This is a genomic window from Sphingopyxis sp. SCN 67-31, assembly GCF_001725095.1.
Window position 1 is genome coordinate 1 of record NZ_MEFH01000003.1, and the last position, 20,798, is coordinate 20,798.

Annotated in this window: 13 protein-coding genes and 1 pseudogene; 10 read left to right on the forward strand and 4 right to left on the reverse strand. The window is 66.3% G+C overall.

Annotation, left to right across the window (positions count from 1 at the left end):
* Positions 1 to 487: 487 nt before the first annotated feature.
* The 4 genes from ABS88_RS00280 to ABS88_RS00295 form a co-directional block, all read right to left on the reverse strand.
* Positions 488 to 2,128 carry a tannase/feruloyl esterase family alpha/beta hydrolase gene (locus ABS88_RS00280; protein WP_286748621.1) on the reverse strand — a complete coding sequence of 547 codons (1,641 nt, stop codon included), beginning with the start codon at positions 2,126 to 2,128 and terminating at the stop codon, positions 488 to 490.
* A gap of 53 nt (positions 2,129 to 2,181) precedes the next feature.
* A complete protein-coding gene (locus tag ABS88_RS00285; RefSeq protein WP_286748622.1) occupies positions 2,182 to 3,519 on the reverse strand; it encodes a spinster family MFS transporter in 1,338 nt (445 codons plus the stop codon).
* A 66-nt stretch (positions 3,520 to 3,585) separates the two neighbouring features.
* Positions 3,586 to 5,643: an acetoacetate--CoA ligase gene (locus ABS88_RS00290; protein WP_076074688.1), complete on the reverse strand. Its 2,058-nt coding sequence runs from the start codon at positions 5,641 to 5,643 to the stop codon at positions 3,586 to 3,588.
* A gap of 119 nt (positions 5,644 to 5,762) precedes the next feature.
* Entirely contained in the window at positions 5,763 to 8,402 is a 2,640-nt protein-coding gene (locus tag ABS88_RS00295; protein WP_104959467.1) for a TonB-dependent receptor plug domain-containing protein, read from the reverse strand.
* Between the two features lie 145 nt (positions 8,403 to 8,547).
* Here ABS88_RS00295 and ABS88_RS00300 point away from each other — a divergent pair, with 145 nt between their 5' ends.
* The 10 genes and pseudogenes from ABS88_RS00300 to ABS88_RS00345 all read left to right on the forward strand — a co-directional run bounded on the left by ABS88_RS00300 (position 8,548) and on the right by ABS88_RS00345 (position 20,790).
* Positions 8,548 to 9,618, forward strand: a complete 1,071-nt coding sequence (locus ABS88_RS00300; RefSeq protein WP_067182456.1) for an AraC family transcriptional regulator — start codon at positions 8,548 to 8,550, stop codon at positions 9,616 to 9,618.
* 161 nt (positions 9,619 to 9,779) lie between these two features.
* Positions 9,780 to 10,157, forward strand: a complete 378-nt coding sequence (locus tag ABS88_RS00305; protein ID WP_234002600.1) for a DUF3703 domain-containing protein — start codon at positions 9,780 to 9,782, stop codon at positions 10,155 to 10,157.
* A gap of 11 nt (positions 10,158 to 10,168) precedes the next feature.
* The gene (locus ABS88_RS00310) at positions 10,169 to 10,489 is read left to right on the forward strand and encodes a hypothetical protein (RefSeq protein WP_076074683.1); all 321 of its coding nucleotides are present in this window, start codon (positions 10,169 to 10,171) and stop codon (positions 10,487 to 10,489) included.
* Between the two features lie 53 nt (positions 10,490 to 10,542).
* Positions 10,543 to 11,814: a TolC family protein gene (locus tag ABS88_RS00315; protein WP_076074681.1), complete on the forward strand. Its 1,272-nt coding sequence runs from the start codon at positions 10,543 to 10,545 to the stop codon at positions 11,812 to 11,814.
* A gap of 4 nt (positions 11,815 to 11,818) precedes the next feature.
* A pseudogene (locus ABS88_RS00320) lies at positions 11,819 to 12,915 on the forward strand (efflux RND transporter periplasmic adaptor subunit).
* A gap of 3 nt (positions 12,916 to 12,918) precedes the next feature.
* Entirely contained in the window at positions 12,919 to 16,128 is a 3,210-nt protein-coding gene (locus ABS88_RS00325) for an efflux RND transporter permease subunit (RefSeq protein WP_076074676.1), read from the forward strand.
* On the forward strand, positions 16,112 to 17,032 hold the full coding sequence (locus ABS88_RS00330; protein ID WP_076074673.1) for a cation diffusion facilitator family transporter: 921 nt from the start codon (positions 16,112 to 16,114) through the stop codon (positions 17,030 to 17,032). Before ABS88_RS00325 ends, ABS88_RS00330 begins: the two co-directional genes overlap by 17 nt.
* A gap of 158 nt (positions 17,033 to 17,190) precedes the next feature.
* Positions 17,191 to 18,357 (forward strand): PepSY-associated TM helix domain-containing protein, encoded by a 1,167-nt coding sequence (locus tag ABS88_RS00335; RefSeq protein WP_076074671.1) that lies wholly within the window; start codon positions 17,191 to 17,193, stop codon positions 18,355 to 18,357.
* Positions 18,354 to 18,533 (forward strand): hypothetical protein, encoded by a 180-nt coding sequence (locus tag ABS88_RS00340; protein WP_076074668.1) that lies wholly within the window; start codon positions 18,354 to 18,356, stop codon positions 18,531 to 18,533. The genes ABS88_RS00335 and ABS88_RS00340 overlap by 4 nt, the downstream gene beginning before the upstream one ends.
* Positions 18,534 to 18,576: 43 nt before the next feature.
* Positions 18,577 to 20,790 carry a TonB-dependent receptor gene (locus tag ABS88_RS00345; protein ID WP_212597486.1) on the forward strand — a complete coding sequence of 738 codons (2,214 nt, stop codon included), beginning with the start codon at positions 18,577 to 18,579 and terminating at the stop codon, positions 20,788 to 20,790.
* Positions 20,791 to 20,798: the final 8 nt, after the last annotated feature.

The following is a 20,798-nucleotide window of genomic DNA, read 5'->3' on the forward strand; positions in this document are numbered from 1 at the left end:
GTGGCCACCAGAGCCGCTGCATTTTGGGGTGGGGCATGCCCCACCCCAAAATGCACCAGTTCCTACACCGGAAATTACACCACGACCGCGGACGCTAGCTTCGGGTTTCGGCGCGCTGCCTCATTCGTTCGTCATGCTGACTCGTTTCAGCATCCATGGCCGGACCTTCCCTTTTGTGCCGCCTTTCATTCGAGCGCAGACCATGGACCCTGAAACAAGTTCAGGGTGACGAATGGGAGAAACTGCACAGAACGCCAAATCCCCACAGACCATAGTCATGGGCTGCACTTTTTCGCCGCCCCGCAAATACTCCATCACGGCCCGTTCCCCGGCGAAAGCCGGGGCCCAGATGGCGCTGCTCCGCGTGGACCCCGGCTTTCGCCGGGGAACAGCTACCTGTCCGAAAGGGATAATTGCCAAACAAGTTCAGGGTGACGAAAGGGAGAAACGGTGTCGAAACCGAATCGCCACGGGCCTTGGAGCGGCGTCAGCGATCGTCGGGTCCGGTGCAGATGAAATTGCTTGCCGACCGCGTCGAACCCGAGCCGCGATACACCGCCCTCCGCGGATAGGGGCAGAGCGGTCGCTGCATGGCGATCTCGCCCGTATCCTCGGCCGAAAATTTCGTCGCGATGACATGATCGGGCGCCTCGCCGCTGTCGGTCCAGGCAATCAGGGCCGAGAAAATGTCATGCTTCGCATCGTCGGCCGGCGGTCGTGGTGGGATGCCGAGCGTGGCGTTGAAGGCGTCGGGGCCGGTGCCGCCGCCGCAATGCATCATGCCGGGCGCGAGGAACAGGCGCGCGCTGTCCGCGAGATTGCGGCCGCCACCAAGCTGCGCCGCCTGCCGCTCATAGAATGCGATCGACTGGCCCGGCGCGACGAGCGTATCGGCCAGACCGTGATAGATGATCAGCTTGCCGCCGCGCGCGGCGAACGCCTCTAGACTGCCGCGCGTGGCATCGTTCACGATGGGGTCCAGACGCGCATCGACGGCGGGCATGTCGCGATCGAAATCGAACCCCTTCCAGTCCCAGTCGGCGCCGAACACCCATTTGAAAAGCGCGCCGAAAGGCGGCTGGCCGTTGATCGGCGTTTGCAGGAAGGACCAGCCGAAGGTGTCGGGCATTTCGCTTCCCGGGAGCCAGCCGAAATAGCTCGCCTTGCCATCGCGGCCCGTCGGTCCCGAATAAAAGGCGCGCGCGGTGGCCACTTCGTTTTCGGACAGACAGGCGTCCGATGCCGCGCCCATGCATTGCAGGACCGCGGGGTCGAAGCTGCAACTCAGGGGATCGGAGATGAACCGGTCCCCCGCCAGACCGTGCCCCTGTCGCCAGCAGGTCGCGATCGCCGCCTTGTTGAGCAGCTTCAGCTTGGCGTCGGAGAGCAGGCTGCCGGGCGCGCGATGCGCGGCGGCATAGTCCCAAAGCACCGCAGCATGGCCCCAGGTCCGGTTGATGACGGGCGCGCCGACGAGGATTCCGTCGTAATCGGCCGGATAGTAGAGCGATTCGATCAGGCCCTGCTGGCCGCCGGTCGAGCAGCCGGTGTAATAGGAGCGCCGGGCGTCGCGACCGTAGAAGGCCCTGGTGATCGCCTTTCCGGTCACGGTCATCACATGCGTCGACAGGCGGCCCCAGTCGCGCCACTTGCGCGGTTGGCCGATCAGGGCATCGCCCTCCAGCGGCGAGGCGGGCGCGGTTCCCGCATCGGTCGTCGCGGTCGCAAATCCGCGCCGCAACCCGTCGACCATCCCCGAATAGCCGCCAGCGAGAACGCCGGCGAAGCCGCCGTTTCCATTGCCGTGAAAGACGCCGGTCCAGTCCTGGGCGGGCAGCCAGATTTCGACGCCGATGTCGGAATCGGGCGCCGAGCGCACGCGCGCGACGACGCGGCAGAAGCTCCGGTAACCGGGCGTCTCGCCCGCAATCGTCGTCTCGGCCGCCTTGGCCGGAACCAGCGCCGCGCTGACGATGCTCGTATCGGGGAGCCGCAGGGCGGCGAGGCCGTTGCAACGCGCGGCGACGGCATCCGGCGCCGGGGTCGGCGCCAGGGCCATCGCATCGCTCGGGACCATCCACCCCATGATGAGGACCGCGGCGGCGGCAAGGCTGTTTTTCCGTTTCATGTCTGTCTCCGCAAAGCTGTCACCTTCACTTCGTTCCCCGCTTCCCCAGCCCTTCACACAGGATTGGCTTCGCGCCGCTCCGGAACGGCGGCGGAAGGCGCCCGCCTGATCAGACGGGCGAGCCACAGGAACAGCAGCGCCGCGATCAGGTACATGGGCGCCAGCGCATAAAAGGCCATCTGCAAGGCATGCCCGCCATATTCCGGGCGGAAGAAATCGCTCGCCATGCCGACGAAGGTCGGGCAGAGGCCAAGGCCGATCAGGTTCATCACGAGGAGCAGCAAGGCGCCCGAAATGACCCGCGCATCCGGATCGACCTCTCCCTGCACGAAGGTGACCGTCGCGGGCAGGAAGAAGGAGTTGAGGAACAGCGGCACACAGAGCAGCGCCAGCGCGACCTCCCAGCGTTCCGCGGTGGCGAAACCCAGGAAGAAAGGCAGGGCGAGCAGCAGCGACAGCGCCGGAATGCTGGCATAGGCCGCCTTGTTCCGGACCCCGAAGCGGTCGATGAGGCGGCCGGAGACGAAAATGCCCGCCCCCATGCCGATGCCGACGGCCAGCGCATACCAGATCGCGACCTCCTCCAGCGTCATCCCCTTCTCGCGCATCAGGAACAGGGTGGCGAAATTGCTGAGGCCATAGGTGATGAAATTGGCGGCGCCGCTCGCAAGCGCGGTGACCGCGAGAATCCGGTTGCCGAAGAAGCTGCGGATTGCCTGCCCGAAGCCCTGACCGGGCTCCGCGGCGACGGCGGAAACGGGCGCCGGGTCGAACTGGCCGCGCGCGGGCTCCGGAACGATCAGGTAGACGAGCACCGCCGTCAGCACCCCGACCGCGCCGACGACGTAGAACGGCACGCGCCAGTCATAGGCGGCCGCCAGCGAGGCGCCGAAAGCCACCCCCAGCGCGGACCCGAGCGGCGGGCCGAGATTGAAGATGCCCATCGCGGTTCCCCGCTGCTCGCGCGGGAAGCTGTCGGAGATGATGGCATAGGATGGCGGCACGCCGCCGGCCTCTCCCACGCCGACCGCCATGCGGGCGACCACCAGTTGCCCGTAATTCGCCGCCATGCCGCACGCCGCGGTCGCGGCGCTCCACAGGCCGCAGGCGAGCGAGAGGACTTTCACCCGGTTCGTGCGGTCCGCCAGCCAGCCGACGGGGATCGCGATGAAGCAGTAGAAGAGCGCGAAATAGAATCCCGTGATCCGGCCCAGCTGGCTGTCGGTGATCTGCAAGCCATCCTGGATCGGCTTGGCGAGAATGGAGACGAGCTGGCGGTCGAGGAAATTCAGCACATAGACGAAGCACAGCATGCCGAGCACCAGGCCGCGATGGCCGGGTGCGCGGCTGTCCACGATGCCCGGCCGATCCGGCGATCCGTTCCTGTCCATATGCCTAGCACCTTCCCTGCCCATTGTTTTCCCGATCCGGCCGGCGCGCGCCGGCGGCTCCCGCCCTTACATCGCCTCTCCCGCGTGCGGCGCCATCTTTGCGTCCATGTCGCGCCGCCAGCGCTGCGCCCGATCGATATACCAGGGCAGAACCTCCGGGGTAGCGGTCGCGTCGGCATTGATCACCTTCGCCACGGGCCAGCCGCCGAACAGCCTTTTGATCGGCAGTTCCTGCTTCTTGCCCGACAGCGTGCGCGGAATGCCGGGCGCGGCGATCAGCCGGTCGGGCACGAAACGCGGCGACAGGCTGGCGCGAATGGCGGTCGCCACCGCCGCCTCCATCGCCGCATCGACGCCATGTCCCTCGGCCGGAACGACGAACATGATCAGCTGGCTGTCGCCGTCCGCGCCCTCGATGTCGACGATCATCGTGTCGGCGATCTGTGGCAATCGTTCGACCGCCGAATAGATTTCGGCGGTGCCCATGCGCAGGCCGTGCCGGTTGATCGTCGCATCGCTGCGCCCCGAGATCGTGCAGCCGCCGTCGGTGCCGATCGTCAGCCAGTCGCCGTGGCGCCAGATGCCCGGCCATTCGGCGAAATAGGATTCGCGGTAGCGGCTGCCGTCCTCGTCCCCCCAGAAATGCAGGGGCATACTCGGGAAAGGGCGCGTGCAGACGAGTTCGCCGACTTCGCCGATCACCGGCTTGCCCCGCTCGTCCCACGCCTCGATCGCGGCGCCGAGGTGGCGGCACTGCAATCGCCCCGGCGTGTCGGGAAGCTCCGGATTGCCGGCCATGAAGGCGGCCGCGATCTCCGTCCCGCCGCTGACGTTGCACCACCAGATATCGGGGCGGCCCAATCCGGCGAATTGCGCCGAACCCCAGCGCTGGACGTCGGGCGGAAGCGGCGAGCCGGTGCTGCCGAGCGCGCGAACGGATTCGAGGCCGCCGATCCGGGACAGGTCGAGCCCGGCCTTCTGGCAGCTCGTGAAAAAGGCCGCGCCGGCCCCGAACCAGGTCACGCCGTTGCGCGCCGCGAACCGCCACAGCCGGGTCCAGTCGGGAGTCCCCTTGGGCCCGCTGGGCGATCCGTCGAACAGGCAGATGGTCGTGCCGCTGAGCAGGCCGCCGACCTGAATGTTCCACATCACCCAGCCGGTGGCGCTGTACCAGTGGAAACGGTCGCCGAAATTGTTCGGGGCGTAGCTCGGTCCGAGATCGAAATGGAGCTGGCCCGCACAGGTCGCGAGCAGGACCCCGCCATGTCCGTGCACGATCGGCTTGGGAAGGCCGGTGGTCCCGCTCGAATAGAGAATCCACAGCGGGTGATCGAAGGGCAGCCATTCGGGTTCGAACGCCGCGACCTCGGCATCGTCGCGCGCCACCGCCTCTTCGAAGGCGACGGCGCCCGGCACCTTGTCCTCGCCGAATCCGCTGTCGATGACGAGCAGCACTTCGATGCAGGGCAGTTGACGCCGAATCTCGGCGACGGCGGCGCTGCGGTCCATGGCCTTGCCGCCATAGGCGACGCCGTCCACCGCGATCAGCACCCTGGGCCTCGTCTGGCGGAAGCGGTCGAGTACCGCATTGGCCCCCATGTCGGGCGAGCACAGCGTCCATATCGCCCCCAGGCTGGCGCATGCCAGGAGGCCGATCACCGCCGCCGGGATGTTGGGAAGATAGGCGGCCACGCGGTCGCCCCGCCCGACCCCGTGCCGGCGCAGTTCGAGCGCCAGCGACGCCGCCTGCCGCCTGAGGTCCGCCCAGCTGAGGACCGCCCGGTCGCCGCGTTCGTTCTCGGCGACGATCGCGGGCTGGCCGGCGGCGTCGGCGGGGACCGCATGGCGAAACACGTGCCGGGCGTAACTGACCTGCGCCCCGTCGAACCAGCGCGCGCCCGGCATGGCGTCTTCGCCGAGCACGGCCGCGAACGGCGTCGGGGATTCGATCCGATAATAATCCCAGATGCTGCGCCAGAAGCCTTCTAGATCGTCGACCGACCAGCGGCGCAAATCCTCATATTCCGCGAATTCCAGATCGTGCGTGGTCTTGAGCCAGTCCGAATACAGGCGGATCTGCGGAACGGGAGCCGGGGCGTCCGCGCTGTTGCTGGCATGACTCATAACAGACCTTGTTTCATTTCAGGGAGATATGACGAGGAGCGCTGCACCGGCCCCAGTTCCGCTCGATCAGGCGGGTGAACGACGGGCGGCGACCTCATCGAAGATCGCCGCCCATGGCATCAGAAGGCGGTGCGCAGGCTCATCGCCGCATAGCGGCCGATCGCATTATGGGCGCCGCCGATGCCGTCCGTCCCGGGGAAGAAGGGCGGCTTCTTGTCGAACAGATCGTTGATCTGCAGCGCAATCTCCGTTCCCCTGGCGAAACCCGTATCGGGCAGCCGCAGGGACAGGCGCAGGTCCACCGTGGTGTAGCCCTTCGAATGATAGAGGCCCGACCCGGTCGGCGTCGCAAAGGAAGCGGTGACCCCGCTGCGATGATTGACGAAGTTGACCAGAGTGACCGGCCCCGCCGTGACTCCCAGCGTCGTGCGCAGCGTGGTTCGCGGGATGCCCGCCTCGAGCGAATCGCTGACCGCCGAGGTCGGCGACAACCGGGTCCGGTATTTCAGGATATAGTTGCCGGCGACGCCGCCGAAAATCGTGCCAAAACCCGCCGTATGCCGGTAACGCACATCGAAATCGATCCCGTTCGTCTTGCGGATGCCGAAGTTCCCCTGGCGCAAGTCCAATATGTTCTCGATCGTCGGCACCGCCGAGAAGGTGTAGAAGAAGGGAACGGTGTCGGTAATCGCCGCCGCGACCTGCGCGGCGGTCGGGTCGCGGATGACGAGCGACGCAAAGGTCGGGTCGGTGAAGAGCAGCGCGCCGAGGCCCGACGGCGTGCCGATGACGTCATTATATTTGATGTCGTAGAAGGTCGCGCCGGCGCTGAATCCCGGAGCGAATACGGGCCGGAAATCGACGCCGAGCGAAAAGGTCCGCGCCTTTTCGGGTTTCAGATTCTGGTTGCCGCCGTAAAGCAGCATCGTGTTGACCTGTGCCGCGCCGCGCAGGGGATCGCGGGCGCCGAAAGCATCGACGAGCGCCGCGGCAGCATAATAGGAACCGACGGTCGAACCCAGATCGCGAAGGCCGGGCGCCCTGAACGAACGACCGTAGCTTCCGCGAAAATTCAACCCGTCCACCGGCTCCCAGGTGATGCCGACCTTCGGATTGGTCGTCGAACCGAAATCGCTGTAATGATCGTAGCGCCCCGAAAGCGACAGCGCGAGGCTGCGGAGCATCGGCGAGGCATTGCCTTCGCCGACGATCGGCACGAACAATTCCCCGTACAGCGACTGGACGCTGCGTTTCAGATCCTCGGGAAATCCGACGCCGCCGCTCGATCCGCGCTGATCATATGTTTCGCGGCGATATTCGGCGCCAAGAGCGACCTTGACCTCGCCGCCCGGCAGATCGGCCAGCGGGCCGTCGACCTTCACGGCACCGATCCGGGTGCGCTGATGATTGGTGAAGTCGGTCGGATTGTCGAGAATGGCGGCGACGACGGTGGGGCTGGTCCCGGTACCGAACGGATCGAGCGCCGTCGCGGTCGTGGTCCCGGCCGCCGCCGCCGTCAGGGCGGTGGTGTCGATCCCCGGCTGGAAAGTATCGTTGCGCGACCAGTTGAAGGTCCCGTACAGGCTCGCCTTGAAGTCGCCGGGCAGCTTGACGTCGATCCCGGCCGTCGCATTGCCGGTCCTGACGCGATAGGTCTGGTCGAAATGATCCGCGCCGACCAGATTGTCGGGGCGAAAATCGACGAACTCGAACAGGGCGCCGGTGCCCGGCGGGGCCCGGAAAAAGGGGTTGGTCGCGGTTATCAGAACGAATGTCTGGCCCGGCAGCGCGGCCTGCACCACGTCCTTGCGATCCGAATAGAGCAGGTCGCCCCACAATGTGACGCTGGACGACAGATCCTGCCGCGCCGAAACGAACAGGCTGTGCGTGCGGTTCTCCGGAACGAGATCGACCGGCCCGCGCGGGTCGCAGGTGTTGAGGCCCGGCGCCAGGCCGGGCGCGGCATAGATCGGTCCGGTGAACAGGTTGACGTTGGCGTCCGGGCACACCGCCGAACGCGTGTCGATACCGCCGGCCGCCCGGAAGTCGAGCGACCGGTACCGGCGGTCCGCCCCGGTGATGTTGCCGTTCTGCGAATATTGATAGGCCGCGACGAACGAGCCGCTGCTCCATTCGTGCCCGAAAAGGACGCCCGCGTTGAGGGCGTGATAATCGTCCGCGAAACCGTAGCGGACGTTGGCCTCGATCCCCGATACGCGCTTGCGGGTGATGAAGTTGACGACGCCCGCGACCGCGTCGGAGCCGTAGATCGCCGATGCGCCGTCGGCGACGATCTCGACACGCTCGATCGCGAGTTCGGGAAGAAACGGATAGTCGGGATTGGTCTGCTGGGTGCTGCCAGAGATCAGGCGATGCCCGTTCATCAGCGGCAGGGTCGCGGCGGACGGCAGGCCGCGCAGGCCCGGCGCGAAGGAGCCGAGGCCGCCGTTGCTCGTGCGCGGGGCGGTGTTGAAGCTGTTGAGCTGCGGCACGGTCGCCAGCAGTTCGGGGGTGCTCGCCGCGCCGATCAGCTTTGCGTCTTCGCGCGACACGCTGATGAGGCCCGATCCGGTCGGCGGAATGCCGCGGATGCTCGTGCCGGTGACGACGATCTCCGTATCGGCTTCCGCCGCGCTGTCCTGGCTATCGTCGGCGCTCTGGGCATGAGCGGCAGCCGTTGCGCCCAGCATGGCCGCCGCGATTGCGGACCCGCACAGCATGCGCGCGCGGCGTCCCTTGAGAATGGTTCTGATCGACATGATGTTCCTCTTCCCTGGCTAGGCTTTTCCTGGCGCCGGGCTCTGCCGGCTTGATGTCGTGCTTATGATTTGCCAGAGCGGTTTGTAAGAGCATTAGCGGACATCGCTGTGTCTTTGGCGGACACGCTTTATTCTGAGGAACGATATGCCTGTCGATGATGGTCAAGGCGCATTCGCCAACGGCAATGGCCGCGCCGGCTTTCCTTCGCTGAATCAACGCATCTTTGCGCCTTTCAAGCTGGCCACCGTGATCGACACGGTGGCTGGCCGCGGCATCGCGCCGGAGACCGTGCTCGACCGCACCGGCCTGACGCTCGCCGAAGTGCGCAATCCCCATACGCTGACGTCGATCGGCCAATATCTGATCGCCTGCCAGAACATCGTGTCCGCCGGCGCCCAGTTCAGCGATGCGTTCGCGATCGGGTCGCGCCTCCACCTGTCGGCCTACGGCATGTACGGCTATGCGCTGATGTGCTCGCCGACGATGCGCGACTTCTTCGATTTCGCGGTGCGGTATCAGCCGCTCGCCACCCCCACCGTGCGCCTCGGCTGGCGGATCGAGGGGGAGTTCGCGATCTGGCAGTTTCACGAAATCTATCGCGACGTGATGAGCAGCGACGTGCGCACCTTCCTCGTCCGCCAGCAGATGAAGATGACGTACACGCACATCCACGACACGGCGGGATCGGACAATCTGCCGGTCCGCGCGCTGTTCGCGCTCGCCGAAGACGCCCATTCGGCGGAGGACGAGCGCGAATTGTCCTGCCCCTGCCTGTACGCGCAGGAGGCGAACGAGCTTCACTATCCGATCGGCATCCTCGAGCAGACGCCGGAACTGGGCAATCGCCTCACGAGGACGATGCTCGAGGAAACATGCGACCGGCTGATCGGGCAGTCGCGGATGTCGTCGGGCCTGTCGGGCGAGGTCTATCAACTGCTGCTGCTCACCCCGAACCACTTTCCGTCGATGACGGCGATCGCGGACCAGCTCGGCCTGCAGGAGCGCACGCTTCGCCGCCGCCTCGCGGCCGAGGACACCAGCTATGGCGAGATCGTCGACGACGTGCGCCGCAAGCTGGCCATCGAATATCTGCAGACGACCCGCATGAGCGTCGACGACGTGGCCTGGAAAGTGGGTTTCAGCGACAGCGCGAACCTGCGCCGCGCGATCCGCCGATGGACCGGCAAGACCATCGGCGAAATCCGTGCGGGGTGATGCGGGGGCACCGACCGCCTCCATTCAGGATGAATTCGGACCGCGCGCAGAACCGGCTGCCCCCAGTCGGTTCCCAGCCCAGAGGGGAATTTCGACCCTAAGGCTTGACCCTGTAGCCGCTACAGGGCGCATAAAGGCGCGAATCGACCAAGGGAGATTTCGTGGACACGATCGATCGGAAGCAGGCGAGGAAGCTGATCGCGGGCGAGCTTGATCGCTATCGCGCGGCGCGCACCGCCGGTGATGGCCGTTCCGCCTGGATCGCGCTCGAACGTGCGCATGTCGTCGCGCAGTCCTTTTTCGCGCTTCACCTCGCTTCGCACTGGCGCATGCTCGGCTACGCGCTCGCGCTAGGCGATGGACGCGAGGCCGCCGGGCAGTTGTTCCGTCTCGCGCTCGTGCCGCTCGGCTCGCTCACGGGGCGCCTGCCGGTCGGCAATACGGGCCGGGCCCGGATCAGCGCCTTCAAGCCGATGCCGATCCCATCCGACCTCGAAGCGCTGATTTCGCAGCGCGACAAAATGGCTTCGGGCCGATAAGGGAAGCAGTCATGCCGGGTGCGATGATGCGACTGCTGATGATTATCGGGGTGCTGCTTTGCAGCATGCATCTGGCCGAACCCGCGTCGGCGCATGCCACTGCCGATGAAGCCGCCTTCCATCTTTCGGCCGATGACGGCGACCGGGACAGTCAGGAGCCGGCATCGAAGCTGATGCATGGCGGCCACCATCATTGTCCCGTCGCGCCCGACTTGCGGCCTGCATCCGATACCCCATGGACGTTCGCGCGCGCGCCGCTGTTCGCGTCTGGCGTCACGCAGCTTCCCTCGCGCACCCTGCCCCCCCTTCTCGATCCACCTCTCGCGATCTGAGCGCGCTCGCCGCGTCGTGCGGCGATCCCCCGGATCAATTGAGGATGGATCTTATGTTCAGGTTCGTTGCTGCCCTGGTGGCAGCCACATCGTGCGTCGCAATCGCGCATGCACAGCAGGCCGGCGTCGTGAGCCGGCCAATATCGGAGCCGTTGCTGACGCTCGACGATGCCATCGCGCTCGCGACCGGCAGCGCTCCGGCAGCGGAAGCCGCGACGGCGGAGGTCGATTCGGCCGAGGCCGGACGCCGGGTTGCAGGCCTCAGGCCCAATCCCGCGCTGCTGGTCGAAGTCGAGAATTTCGTCGGCACGGGCCCCTATAGCGGGGTCAACGGCGCCGACGTCACCGCCAGTCTCGCCATTCCGCTCGAACTCGGCGGCAAGCGACGAGCACGGATCGCAGTGGCCGATGCCGAGGCACGCCGCGCGCTCCTCGCCCGGACGATCGTACAGGCCGATATCAGGTTGCAGGTCACCGAACTCTATATTCAGGCCGCGGCTGCCAGAATCCGGTTCGCGATCGCCGAGGACCAGTTCCGGATCGCCAGCGACACGGCGCGTGCCGCGACCGTTCGCGTGCAAGCGGGTCGCGCCTCGCCGCTCGAACAGGAACGCGCCGAAGTCGCGCGCCTCAACGCCGAAGTCGATGTCGACAGGACACGGCGTCTCGCGGACGCTGCGCGCGCCAATCTCGCGCGGCGGGTCGGACGTCCGATCACCGGGCCACTCGACGTCAGCATTCTCGGCGGGCCGACAAGCGGAACGGTGGGTCCGCCGCGCCCCGCTTCCTCGGCTGGCAGCCTCGCGCTCGCCGCGGCCGAAGCCGAACTCGCGACAGCGGACGCAGGCGTGCAACTCGCAAGATCGCAGCGCGCGCCTGACCTGACGGTCGGGCCGGGGGTCCGCCGGATCGAGGCGACCAGCGACGTCGCGGCGGTCTTCAGCATCTCGATGCCGCTGCCGCTGTTCAACAACGGGCGCGCCGCGGTCGAAGCGGCCAACGCCAGACGGCGCCGTGCCGATGCGCAGCGCCGCATGACCGCGCTCGACGTCGAGCAGCAGATCAGCGACGCCGAGGTCGAAGTGCACAATGCGGCGGCCGCGGCGCGGGTTGCCAGCGGCCCGGCGCTCTCGGCGGCGATGGAGGCCGCGCGGATAGCGCGCATCGGATACCGCGAGGGCAAGTTCGGACAGCTCGAATTGCTCGATGCCGAACGGACGCTGATCGAAACGAGATCGGCTTCGATCGAAGCGCTCGCCTCCTATCAACTTGCCAGGGCCCGGTTGGAGCGCCTCACCGCTCCCGCGCCCATCGAAGGGAATTGATTCCATGAATATCTTCATCAATCGAAAGCTGCTCTCCGCCGCGCTGGTGCCACTTTTGCTCTCAGCGTGCAGCGGCAGCGAGAACGCCAAGCCCGCCGATGAACATGGCGAGACAGAAGGCGGCCACGCCGAGGAAGGCCATATCGCGCTCACCGCAGAGCAGATCCGGGTCGCAGGCATTACGCTCGGCCGACCGGCCGTCGGCAGCGCAGGCGCGCTCCAGCTTCCCGCGACGATCGAAGGCGATCCGCAGGGAACGCAGGCGGTATCGGCGGCGATCGGCGGGCGCGTCGTCGCGCTCAATCGCCATCTCGGCCAGAGCGTCGGCCGCGGGCAGACGCTCGCGATCATCGAGAGCCGCGAGGCGGCACAGTTGCAGGGCGAGGTGCAGGCGACGAAAGCCCGGCTTGCGCTCGCCGACTCCAACCTCGCGCGCGAGGAGCGGCTGTTCGCGCAGCGCGTCTCGCCGGAACAGGACGTCATCGCGGCACGCACGGCGGCGACCGAAGCGCGCATCGCCTATCGGCTCGCGCAGCAACAGGTGGCGGCGGCCGGCGGCGGCGGCGGCCAGCTCAAGTGCTCGGCCAGACGGTCGCGGCGGACGCCGAACTCTACCGCATCGCCGATCTGTCGAGCGTGTCGCTCGCGCTGAACCTGCAACCCGCCGACGCCGGGCGCATCCGTCCTGGTGCGATTGTCACGGTCAGCGCGCCCGGGAGGCAGGCCAGCGGCAAGATCGGCTTCGTCTCGCCCGCGCTCGATCCGGCGACCCGGCTCGTGCCCGCCATCGCGATCCTCGACAACCGGGCCGGGCAATGGCGTGTCGGCGAAGCGGTCACCGCTTCGATCGCGCTCGCGGGCGATGGCGGCGATACGTCGATCAGCGTTCCCTCCACCGCGATCCAGACAGTCGAGGGCAAGAGCGTCGTTTTCGTCCGCACCAAGGAAGGATTCAGGGCGGTTCCGGTCGTTCCCGGCGACCGTGCCGGCCCGAATGTCATCGTGCGATCCGGCCTCAGGGGCAGCGAAGAGATCGCGATCACCAACAGCTTCGCGCTCAAGGCCGAGATCGGCAAGGGCGAAGCAGGGCATGAGGACTGAGCCATGATCGCCCGCACCGTCACCTGGGCGGTCGACAATCGCTGGCTTGTCGTCCTGCTCACCGCCATTTCCGCTGTCATCGGCGCCTTCGCGCTCTCACGCCTGCCGATCGACGCGGTTCCCGACATCACCAACAATCAGATCCAGATCAATGTCCGCGCGCCTGCGCTCTCGCCCGAACTGATCGAAAAGCAGGTCGCTTTCCCGATCGAGACCGCGCTCGCGGGGATTCCCGGCCTCGAATATACCCGCTCGCTGAGCCGCAACGGATTTGCGCAGGTAACGGCCGTCTTTACCGACAGGACCGATATCTATTTCGCGCGGCAACAGGTCGGCGAACGGTTGAACGAAGCCGCCGAGACGATGCCGGACGGCGTCCGCCCCGAAATGGGGCCGATCGCGACCGGGCTCGGCGAGGTCTATATGTGGACGGTGCGGCTTGCGCATCGCAAGGACGACGTTCACAAACCCGGCGAACCCGGCCTTCAGCCCGACGGCAGTTATATGACGCCCGAGGGCGAGCGGCTCGTCACCGAAGCCGACAAGGCGACCTATCTGCGTACCGCGCAGGACTGGATCGTTACCCCGCTTCTGCGCACCGTTCCCGGAGTTGCCGGGATCGATGCAATCGGCGGTTATTCGAAGCAATATATGGTCGTCCCCGACGTGCAGCGGCTCGCCGCGCTCGGCCTCGGCCTCGCCGACCTCGCCGAAGCGCTCGAGCGCAACAATACCGCCGTCGGCGGCGGCGTAGTCGAGCGCAACGGCGAAGGGCTCGCGGTCCGCTCTGATGCGCTCATCCGCAACGCCGCCGAGCTTTCGCGCACCGTCGTCGCGACGCGGGCGGGGGTTCCGATCACGCTCGATCAGGTTGCGAGCGTCCGCACCGGGCAGGCCGTCCGGATGGGCTCGGCGTCCGAAGCGGGCACGGAGGTCGTCGTCGGCACCGCGATCATGCGGATCGGCGAGAACAGCCGCACGGTCGCGACGGCGGTCGCCGACCGGCTCGCGGGCATCAACGCCTCGCTCCCACCCGATGTCATCGTCGAGCCGGTGCTGGACCGCACCAAGCTCGTCAATGCGACGATCTGGACGGTCGGCAAGAACCTGACCGAAGGCGCATTGCTCGTCATCGTCGTCCTGTTCCTGCTGCTCGGCAATTTCCGGGCGGCGCTGATCGCCGCGCTCGTCATTCCGGTGACGATGCTGCTGACCAGCTTCGGCATGCTGCAGGCGGGCGTTTCGGCGAACCTGATGAGCCTCGGCGCGCTCGACTTCGGCCTGATCGTCGACGGCGCGGTGATCATCGTCGAAAATGCGCTGCGGCGCATGGCCGACCTCCAGCACCGGCACGGCCGCATCCTGACGATCGAGGAGCGGCTGGCGACCGTTGCCGCGGCAGCGCGAGAGATGGTGCGGCCATCGGTCTATGGCCAGGCCATCATCATCCTCGTCTACGTGCCGCTGCTGACGCTGAGCGGGGTCGAGGGCAAGACCTTCATCCCGATGGCGCTGACCGTCATCATCGCGCTCGGATTCGCCTTCATCCTCTCGCTCACCTTCGTGCCCGCCGCGATCGCGATCTGGCTTTCGAAGCGGGTCGAGGAGAAGGAGGGGCGGATCATGACCTGGCTCAAGCAGCGGTACGAACCCGGCCTCGACCGGGCGATGGCCAAACCGAAGCTGACCATCGGCGCCGGAATCGGCGGGTTCGTTGTCGCGATCATCGCTTTCCTCTCGCTCGGGCAGGTGTTTCTGCCGCAGCTCGACGAAGGCGATCTGATGATTCAGGCCTTCCGCGTTCCCTCGACCTCGGTCGAGCAGAGCCAGGCGATGCAGCTGCCGATCGAGCGCATGCTGTCGAAACAGCCCGAGGTCGCGATCGTGTTTTCGAAGACCGGCACCGCAGACCTCGCGTCCGATCCGATGCCGCCCAACGCCACCGACAATTTCGTCATCCTGAAACCGCGGAAGGAATGGCCCGACCCGAACCTCGCCAAGGCCGATCTCGTCGAGCGGCTGGAGAAGGAACTGAACAAGTTTCCGGGCAATGCCTATGAAATCACGCAACCGATCCAGATGCGCTTCAACGAACTCATCGCCGGGGTGCGCGGCGACGTGGCGGTCAAGATATTCGGCGACGATTTCGACGCAATGAATGCGACCGCGCGGGAAATCGCCGCGATCCTGCGCACGACGGAAGGAGCCACCGATGTGCGCGTCGAGGAAACCGAGGGCCTTTCGATGCTCGACATCCGCGCCAACCGCGACGCGATGGCGCGGCTCGGCGTCACCGCGCAGGACGTGCACGATGTCGTGACCGCGACGATCGGCGGACGTCAGGCCGGCACGATCTTCGAGGGCGACCGCCGCTTCCCGGTCGTCGTGCGCCTTGCGGATACGCAGCGTTCGGACTTGTCGGTGCTTGAACAGATACAGGTTCCGGTCGCTGGCGGCGCCTTCGTCCCGCTCGCCAGCGTCGCCGATATCGCGATCGTCGACGGGCCGAACCAGATCAGCCGCGAAAACGGCAAGCGCCGCGTCGTGGTGCAGGCCAATGTCCGCGGGCGCGCGATCTCGGACGTCGTGGCCGATGCAAAAGCGGCGATCTCCAAGGATGTTCGCCTGCCGGCCGGCAGTTATCTCGAATGGGGTGGTCAGTTCGAGAATCTGGCTTCGGCGCGTGACCGGCTCCAACTCGTCATTCCGGCGTGCTTCGTGCTGATCCTGTTGCTGCTCTATGGCGCGCTTCGTTCGCCGCGCGACGCGGCGATCGTGTTCACGGGGATTCCGCTGGCGCTGATCGGCGGCGTGCTGGCGCTGTTCCTGCGCGGGATGGACTTCTCGATTTCGGCAGCCGTTGGTTTCATCGCGCTGTCCGGGATCGCCGTCCTCAATGGTCTCGTGATGGTGTCCTCGATCCAGGATCTGATGCGCAGCGGCGTCGCGCGCGCCGAAGCCGCGCGCCTGGGGGCGCTGCAACGCCTGCGGCCGGTCGTGATGACCGCGCTCGTCGCCAGCCTCGGTTTCGTGCCGATGGCGCTTGCGACGGGCGCGGGCGCCGAAGTCCAGAAACCACTCGCTACCGTGGTGATCGGCGGGCTGATCTCGGCGACCCTGCTCACCCTTTTCGTGCTTCCGACCCTCTATGCGCGTTATGGGGGAGAGCGGGCGAAGACAGAGGAAAGGATCGAAGATGGCGCATTCGCATAGCCATGACGAAGGCGATCACGCCGGGCACGATCATGCGGCCGGGGCCAACGCCCGCAGCCTGACGATCGCGCTGGCGCTGACCGGCACCTTCCTGATCGCCGAACTGGCGGGGGCGTGGCTGTTCAACAGCCTCGCCCTTCTGTCCGATGCCGCACATATGTTCACCGATGCGGCAGCGCTCGCGATCGCGCTTGCGGCGATCCGTATCGGGCGACGGCCCGCCGACGACAGGCGCACCTATGGCTACCGCCGCTTCGAAATCCTTGCCGCGGCGTTCAACGCGCTGCTCCTCTTCGCGGTCGCCGCCTATGTACTCTATGAAGGGATCAGGAGGTTCGTCGAACCGCAGGAGGTGCAGTCGCTCGGCATGCTCGCGGTCGCCGTGGCCGGGCTCGTCATCAACCTCATCGCGATGCGCGTGCTCGCAGGCGGGAAGGACGAAAGCCTCAACGTCAAGGGCGCCTATCTGGAGGTGTGGGCGGACATGCTCGGCTCGCTCGGCGTGATCGCCGCCGCGGCGCTGATCTATTTTACCGGCTGGAGCTGGGTCGACCCGATCGTCGCGATCGCGATCGGCCTGTGGGTGCTGCCGCGGACCTGGATATTGCTGCGCGACACGACGAACATCCTGCTGCAAGGCGTGCCGCGCGGCGTCGATCTTGGATCGGTTCGGACGAGCATGGCCAAGGTCGCCGGGGTAATGGAGGTGCACGACCTCCATCTCTGGTCGATTGCGGGAAGCGACATGAGCCTGACGGCGCATGCTGTCTTTCAGCCCGGCGGTGATCCCGAAGCCGTGCGGCGAGCGATATCCGAGATGCTCCATGACGAGTTCGGTATTTCGCATGCAACCATCCAGATGGAATCCGATGCCGAGCAGTGCCTGGAACCCGTGCATCCTTAATGAAAACAGACGCCGTTATGCGGACGATACCGTAACGCGCGCGCTGCCTCGAGCTTTGGCTTGCTCCGCCCACGGCGCGAAACCGCTTGCATGCCATCAAGCAGGCACCTAATGGCTGCTATTGATAATCCTTTTCAATATCGCGAATAGAGCGTTCCGTGCAGCGATCGACCGTCCGGACCTGGTTTCTCATCCATAAGTGGACGAGCATCGTCTGCACGGCTTTCCTGCTGATGCTGTGCGCGACCGGCCTGCCGCTGATCTTCCACGACGAAATCGACGCGCTGACCGAAGGCCCCCCGGCTTATGGCATGCCCGGCGTCGGCTCGTCGCGCGAAGCGCCGGGCCTCAGGCCACTCGACGAAATGCTGGCGAAAGCGCTCGCCGCCCGGCCGGGCGAAGTCCCGGTCTTCATGGCGTTCGACAACGATCAGCCGTCGCTGACGATCACCACCGCGCCGCGCCCCGACTCCCCTGCCCAGGATATGACGATCCAGCTCTTCGATCGCTCGACCGGCGAGCGGACGGGCGCGGTCGACGAGGACGGGGTGATGCACTTCCTGCTCCAGCTCCATACCGACATGTTCCTCGGTCTGCCCGGGATGCTGTTCCTCGGATTCATGGGGCTGCTGTTCGTGGTCGCGATCGTCTCCGGCGTCGTGCTCTATGCGCCCTTCATGAAGAAGCTCGACTTCGGGACGCTACGCACGTCGCGCAGCGCCCGCGTCAAATGGCTCGACTATCACAACCTCCTCGGCATCGTCGCGCTCGCGTGGATGAGTGTCGTCGGCGCAACCGGGGTGATCAACGCGCTCGCGACCCCGATCTTCCAATATTGGCAGACAACCGAGCTCGCCGAGATGACCAAGGCCTATGACGGCAAGGGCGCGGTGCCGCCATCGCGTTACGGCTCGATCGACAAGGCAATGGCCGCGGCGCGCAAGGCGATCCCCGGCAACAATCCGCAGTTCATCGCCTTCCCCGGCGGCAATTTCAGCAGTCGGCACCATTATGCCGTCTTCTTCCAGGGCGATACGCCGCTGACCGAACGCCTGCTCACCTCGGCGCTGATCGACGCCGAGACCGGGGAGTTCACCGACGCACGGCCGATGCCCTGGTACACCAAGGCGCTCGCGCTGTCGCAGCCGCTCCATTTTGGCGATTATGGCGGGCTGCCGCTCAAGATCCTGTGGGCGATCCTCACCCTCTTCACGATGATCGTCCTCGGTTCGGGCCTCTATCTCTGGCTCGGAAAACGCCGCAGCGGCACCGACGCGCTCGTTCGCGAGGTCGAGAGCGGCGGCGCGCTGGTGCCTGCCGAATGAGGAAGAAACATGGCCTCGCCGCGATCTTCGCAATCCCGCTTCTCGTTGCGCTCGTCAGCATCGCGGGCCTCGTCGTCGCGCTGACCGGCGACGGGCTTCGCGACGCCGCTTCCTGGGCCGCACTCGCCATACCCGTTTTCGCCGTCGGCTGGGCCATGACGTTCCGCCGCACCTGACATCCGACCCGCGGCGTGAAGCCGCATCAAAAAGGGGAATAACATGTCCAGTCTCTCCCTCCGCGGCATGATCGGCCTGACCGCCGGGGCATCGATGCTCGCGATCACGGCGCCTGCCATCGCGCAGGACGCGGTCGGCGGCGACGACATCGTCGTCACCGCGCAGCGCAACAACCAGACGAAGGTCACCGCCGGCGGCAATGTCGGCGTGTTCGGCACCAAGGCCGCCGAGGATATTCCGTTCAACATCCGCAGCTACAACGAGGCGCTGATTCTCAACCAGCAGCCAGACTCGCTGGGCGAAGTGCTGGAAAACGACCCGACAATCCGCACCGCACTGGGCTTCGGCATCGCCGGCGAGGTCTTCGTCATCCGCGGCTTCGACCTGTCGTCGGACGACGTCGGCTTCGATGGCCTCTACGGCATCACGCCGCGCCAGCTCGTCGCGCCCGAACTATTCTCGTCGGTCGAGGTCATCAACGGCGCGAGCGCCTTCCTGAACGGCGCCGCGCCGGGCGGCAGCGGAATCGGCGGCAGCGTCAACCTGATCGCGAAAAAGGCCGAACGCGACATGGCGCGCGCGACGCTCGGCTATACTTCCGACGCGCACCTGTCGGGCGCGGTCGATGTGGCGCGCCGCTTCGGCGCGGGCGACGAATGGGGTTTTCGCATCAATGCCTCGGCGCGCCGCGGCGACATTGCGGTCAACGATGAGTTTCATTCGAGCTATGTCCTGGGCGCGACGCTCGATTACGACAGCGGCCCGCTGCGCGCCGCCTTGAATCTCAACTATCAGCGGCTGAACCAGACATATTGGCGCGGGCAGGTCAGCATCGGCGCGGCCATCCCGCGCGTGCCCGATGCCGACACCAATTATTCGCAGCCGTGGAGCCAGATCCTGACCAAGGACTTCTTCGGCACCTTCAGCCTCGAATATGACCTGTCCGACGCGGCGATGCTCTATGCCAAGGTCGGCGCACGCGACGGCCGCGAGGACCAGACCACCGCCGGCATCACCGTCACCGATCCGGTGACCGGCGCCGCCACCGGCCTTGGCTCCTATGTGCCGCGCGAAGACAACAACGAAGCAGCCACCGCGGGAATCCGGATCAAGCTGGCCGGCGGCGGCGTCAGCCACGAGATCAACGCCGGCGTCGCGGTGAACTGGCAGGTCAACCGCAACGCCTATGATTTCGACCTCGTCGGCTATGCCACCAACCTTTACGATCCCGTCGTCGCGCCGCGACCGGCGCCCAACCAGTTCGTCGGCGGCGATCTCGACAATGTGTTTCCGATCGCCCGCAGCCGCCTGTCGAGCGTCTTCGTCTCGAACACGCTCGGCCTCTGGGACGACCGCATCCTGATCACCGGCGGCCTGCGCCTGCAGGAGATCAAGACGAAGGGCTATGCGTATAACGACAGCACCATCTTCGATCCGGTATCTTTCAATGCAGGCGACCAAACCAGCGGCTACAAGGAATCGGCCGTAACCCCGGTCCTCGGCCTCGTCGTCAAGCCGGTGCCCGGCGTATCCCTCTACGCCAACCGGATCGAGGGGCTGGTGGCAGGTTCGAGCGCGCCGCCGACCTATGACGACGATGGCCTGCCAGGCACGGCCCCCCTGCCCGTCGTCAACGGCGGCGCGGCGCTGCCGCCGGTCAGATCGAAACAATATGAGGTCGGCGGCAAGCTGAACTTCGGCCGCTTCAATGCCGGTCTCGCGCTGTTCCAGATCGACAAGCCCAACAGCTTCGTCGATCCCGCCACGCTGATCTATGGCAATTACGGCACCCAGCGGAACCGCGGCATCGAGATCACGCTCGACGGCGAGCCGGTCGACGGTCTGCGGATCATCTCGGGCCTGACCTTCAACGACGCCAAGCTGCGCCGGACCGAGGGTGGGCTGAACGAGGGCAATGACGCGGTCGGCGTGCCGGACGTGCTGGCGAATGCCAACGTCGAATGGGATTTGCCCTTCCTGCCCGCGCTGACGCTGGTCGGCCGCGTCGTTTATACCGGCAAACAGGCGGCCGATGCGGCCAACACGCTCGAACTGAACGACTGGACCCGCTTCGACCTCGGCGCGCGTTATGTCGCGCTGGTCGGCGACACCCCGCTGACCTTGCGCTTCAACGTCGATAATGTCGCGAACAAGCGCTACTGGGCTTCTGCCTACAACGCCTTCAGCGCCTTCGGCTCGCGGCTGCTGCAGGGTGGCCCGCGCACCTTCAAGGCGTCGGCCTCGATCGAATTCTAGGAAGCATC

Coding starts and splice junctions, on each gene's coding strand:
- ABS88_RS00280 (WP_286748621.1), bottom strand. CDS start 2,128: ATGAAACGGAAAAACAGCCTTGCCGCCGCCGCGGTCCTCATCATGGGG.
- ABS88_RS00285 (WP_286748622.1), bottom strand. CDS start 3,519: ATGGACAGGAACGGATCGCCGGATCGGCCGGGCATCGTGGACAGCCGC.
- ABS88_RS00290 (WP_076074688.1), bottom strand. CDS start 5,643: ATGAGTCATGCCAGCAACAGCGCGGACGCCCCGGCTCCCGTTCCGCAG.
- ABS88_RS00295 (WP_104959467.1), bottom strand. CDS start 8,402: ATGTCGATCAGAACCATTCTCAAGGGACGCCGCGCGCGCATGCTGTGC.
- ABS88_RS00300 (WP_067182456.1), top strand. CDS start 8,548: ATGCCTGTCGATGATGGTCAAGGCGCATTCGCCAACGGCAATGGCCGC.
- ABS88_RS00310 (WP_076074683.1), top strand. CDS start 10,169: ATGCCGGGTGCGATGATGCGACTGCTGATGATTATCGGGGTGCTGCTT.
- ABS88_RS00315 (WP_076074681.1), top strand. CDS start 10,543: ATGTTCAGGTTCGTTGCTGCCCTGGTGGCAGCCACATCGTGCGTCGCA.
- ABS88_RS00325 (WP_076074676.1), top strand. CDS start 12,919: ATGATCGCCCGCACCGTCACCTGGGCGGTCGACAATCGCTGGCTTGTC.
- ABS88_RS00330 (WP_076074673.1), top strand. CDS start 16,112: ATGGCGCATTCGCATAGCCATGACGAAGGCGATCACGCCGGGCACGAT.
- ABS88_RS00340 (WP_076074668.1), top strand. CDS start 18,354: ATGAGGAAGAAACATGGCCTCGCCGCGATCTTCGCAATCCCGCTTCTC.
- ABS88_RS00345 (WP_212597486.1), top strand. CDS start 18,577: ATGTCCAGTCTCTCCCTCCGCGGCATGATCGGCCTGACCGCCGGGGCA.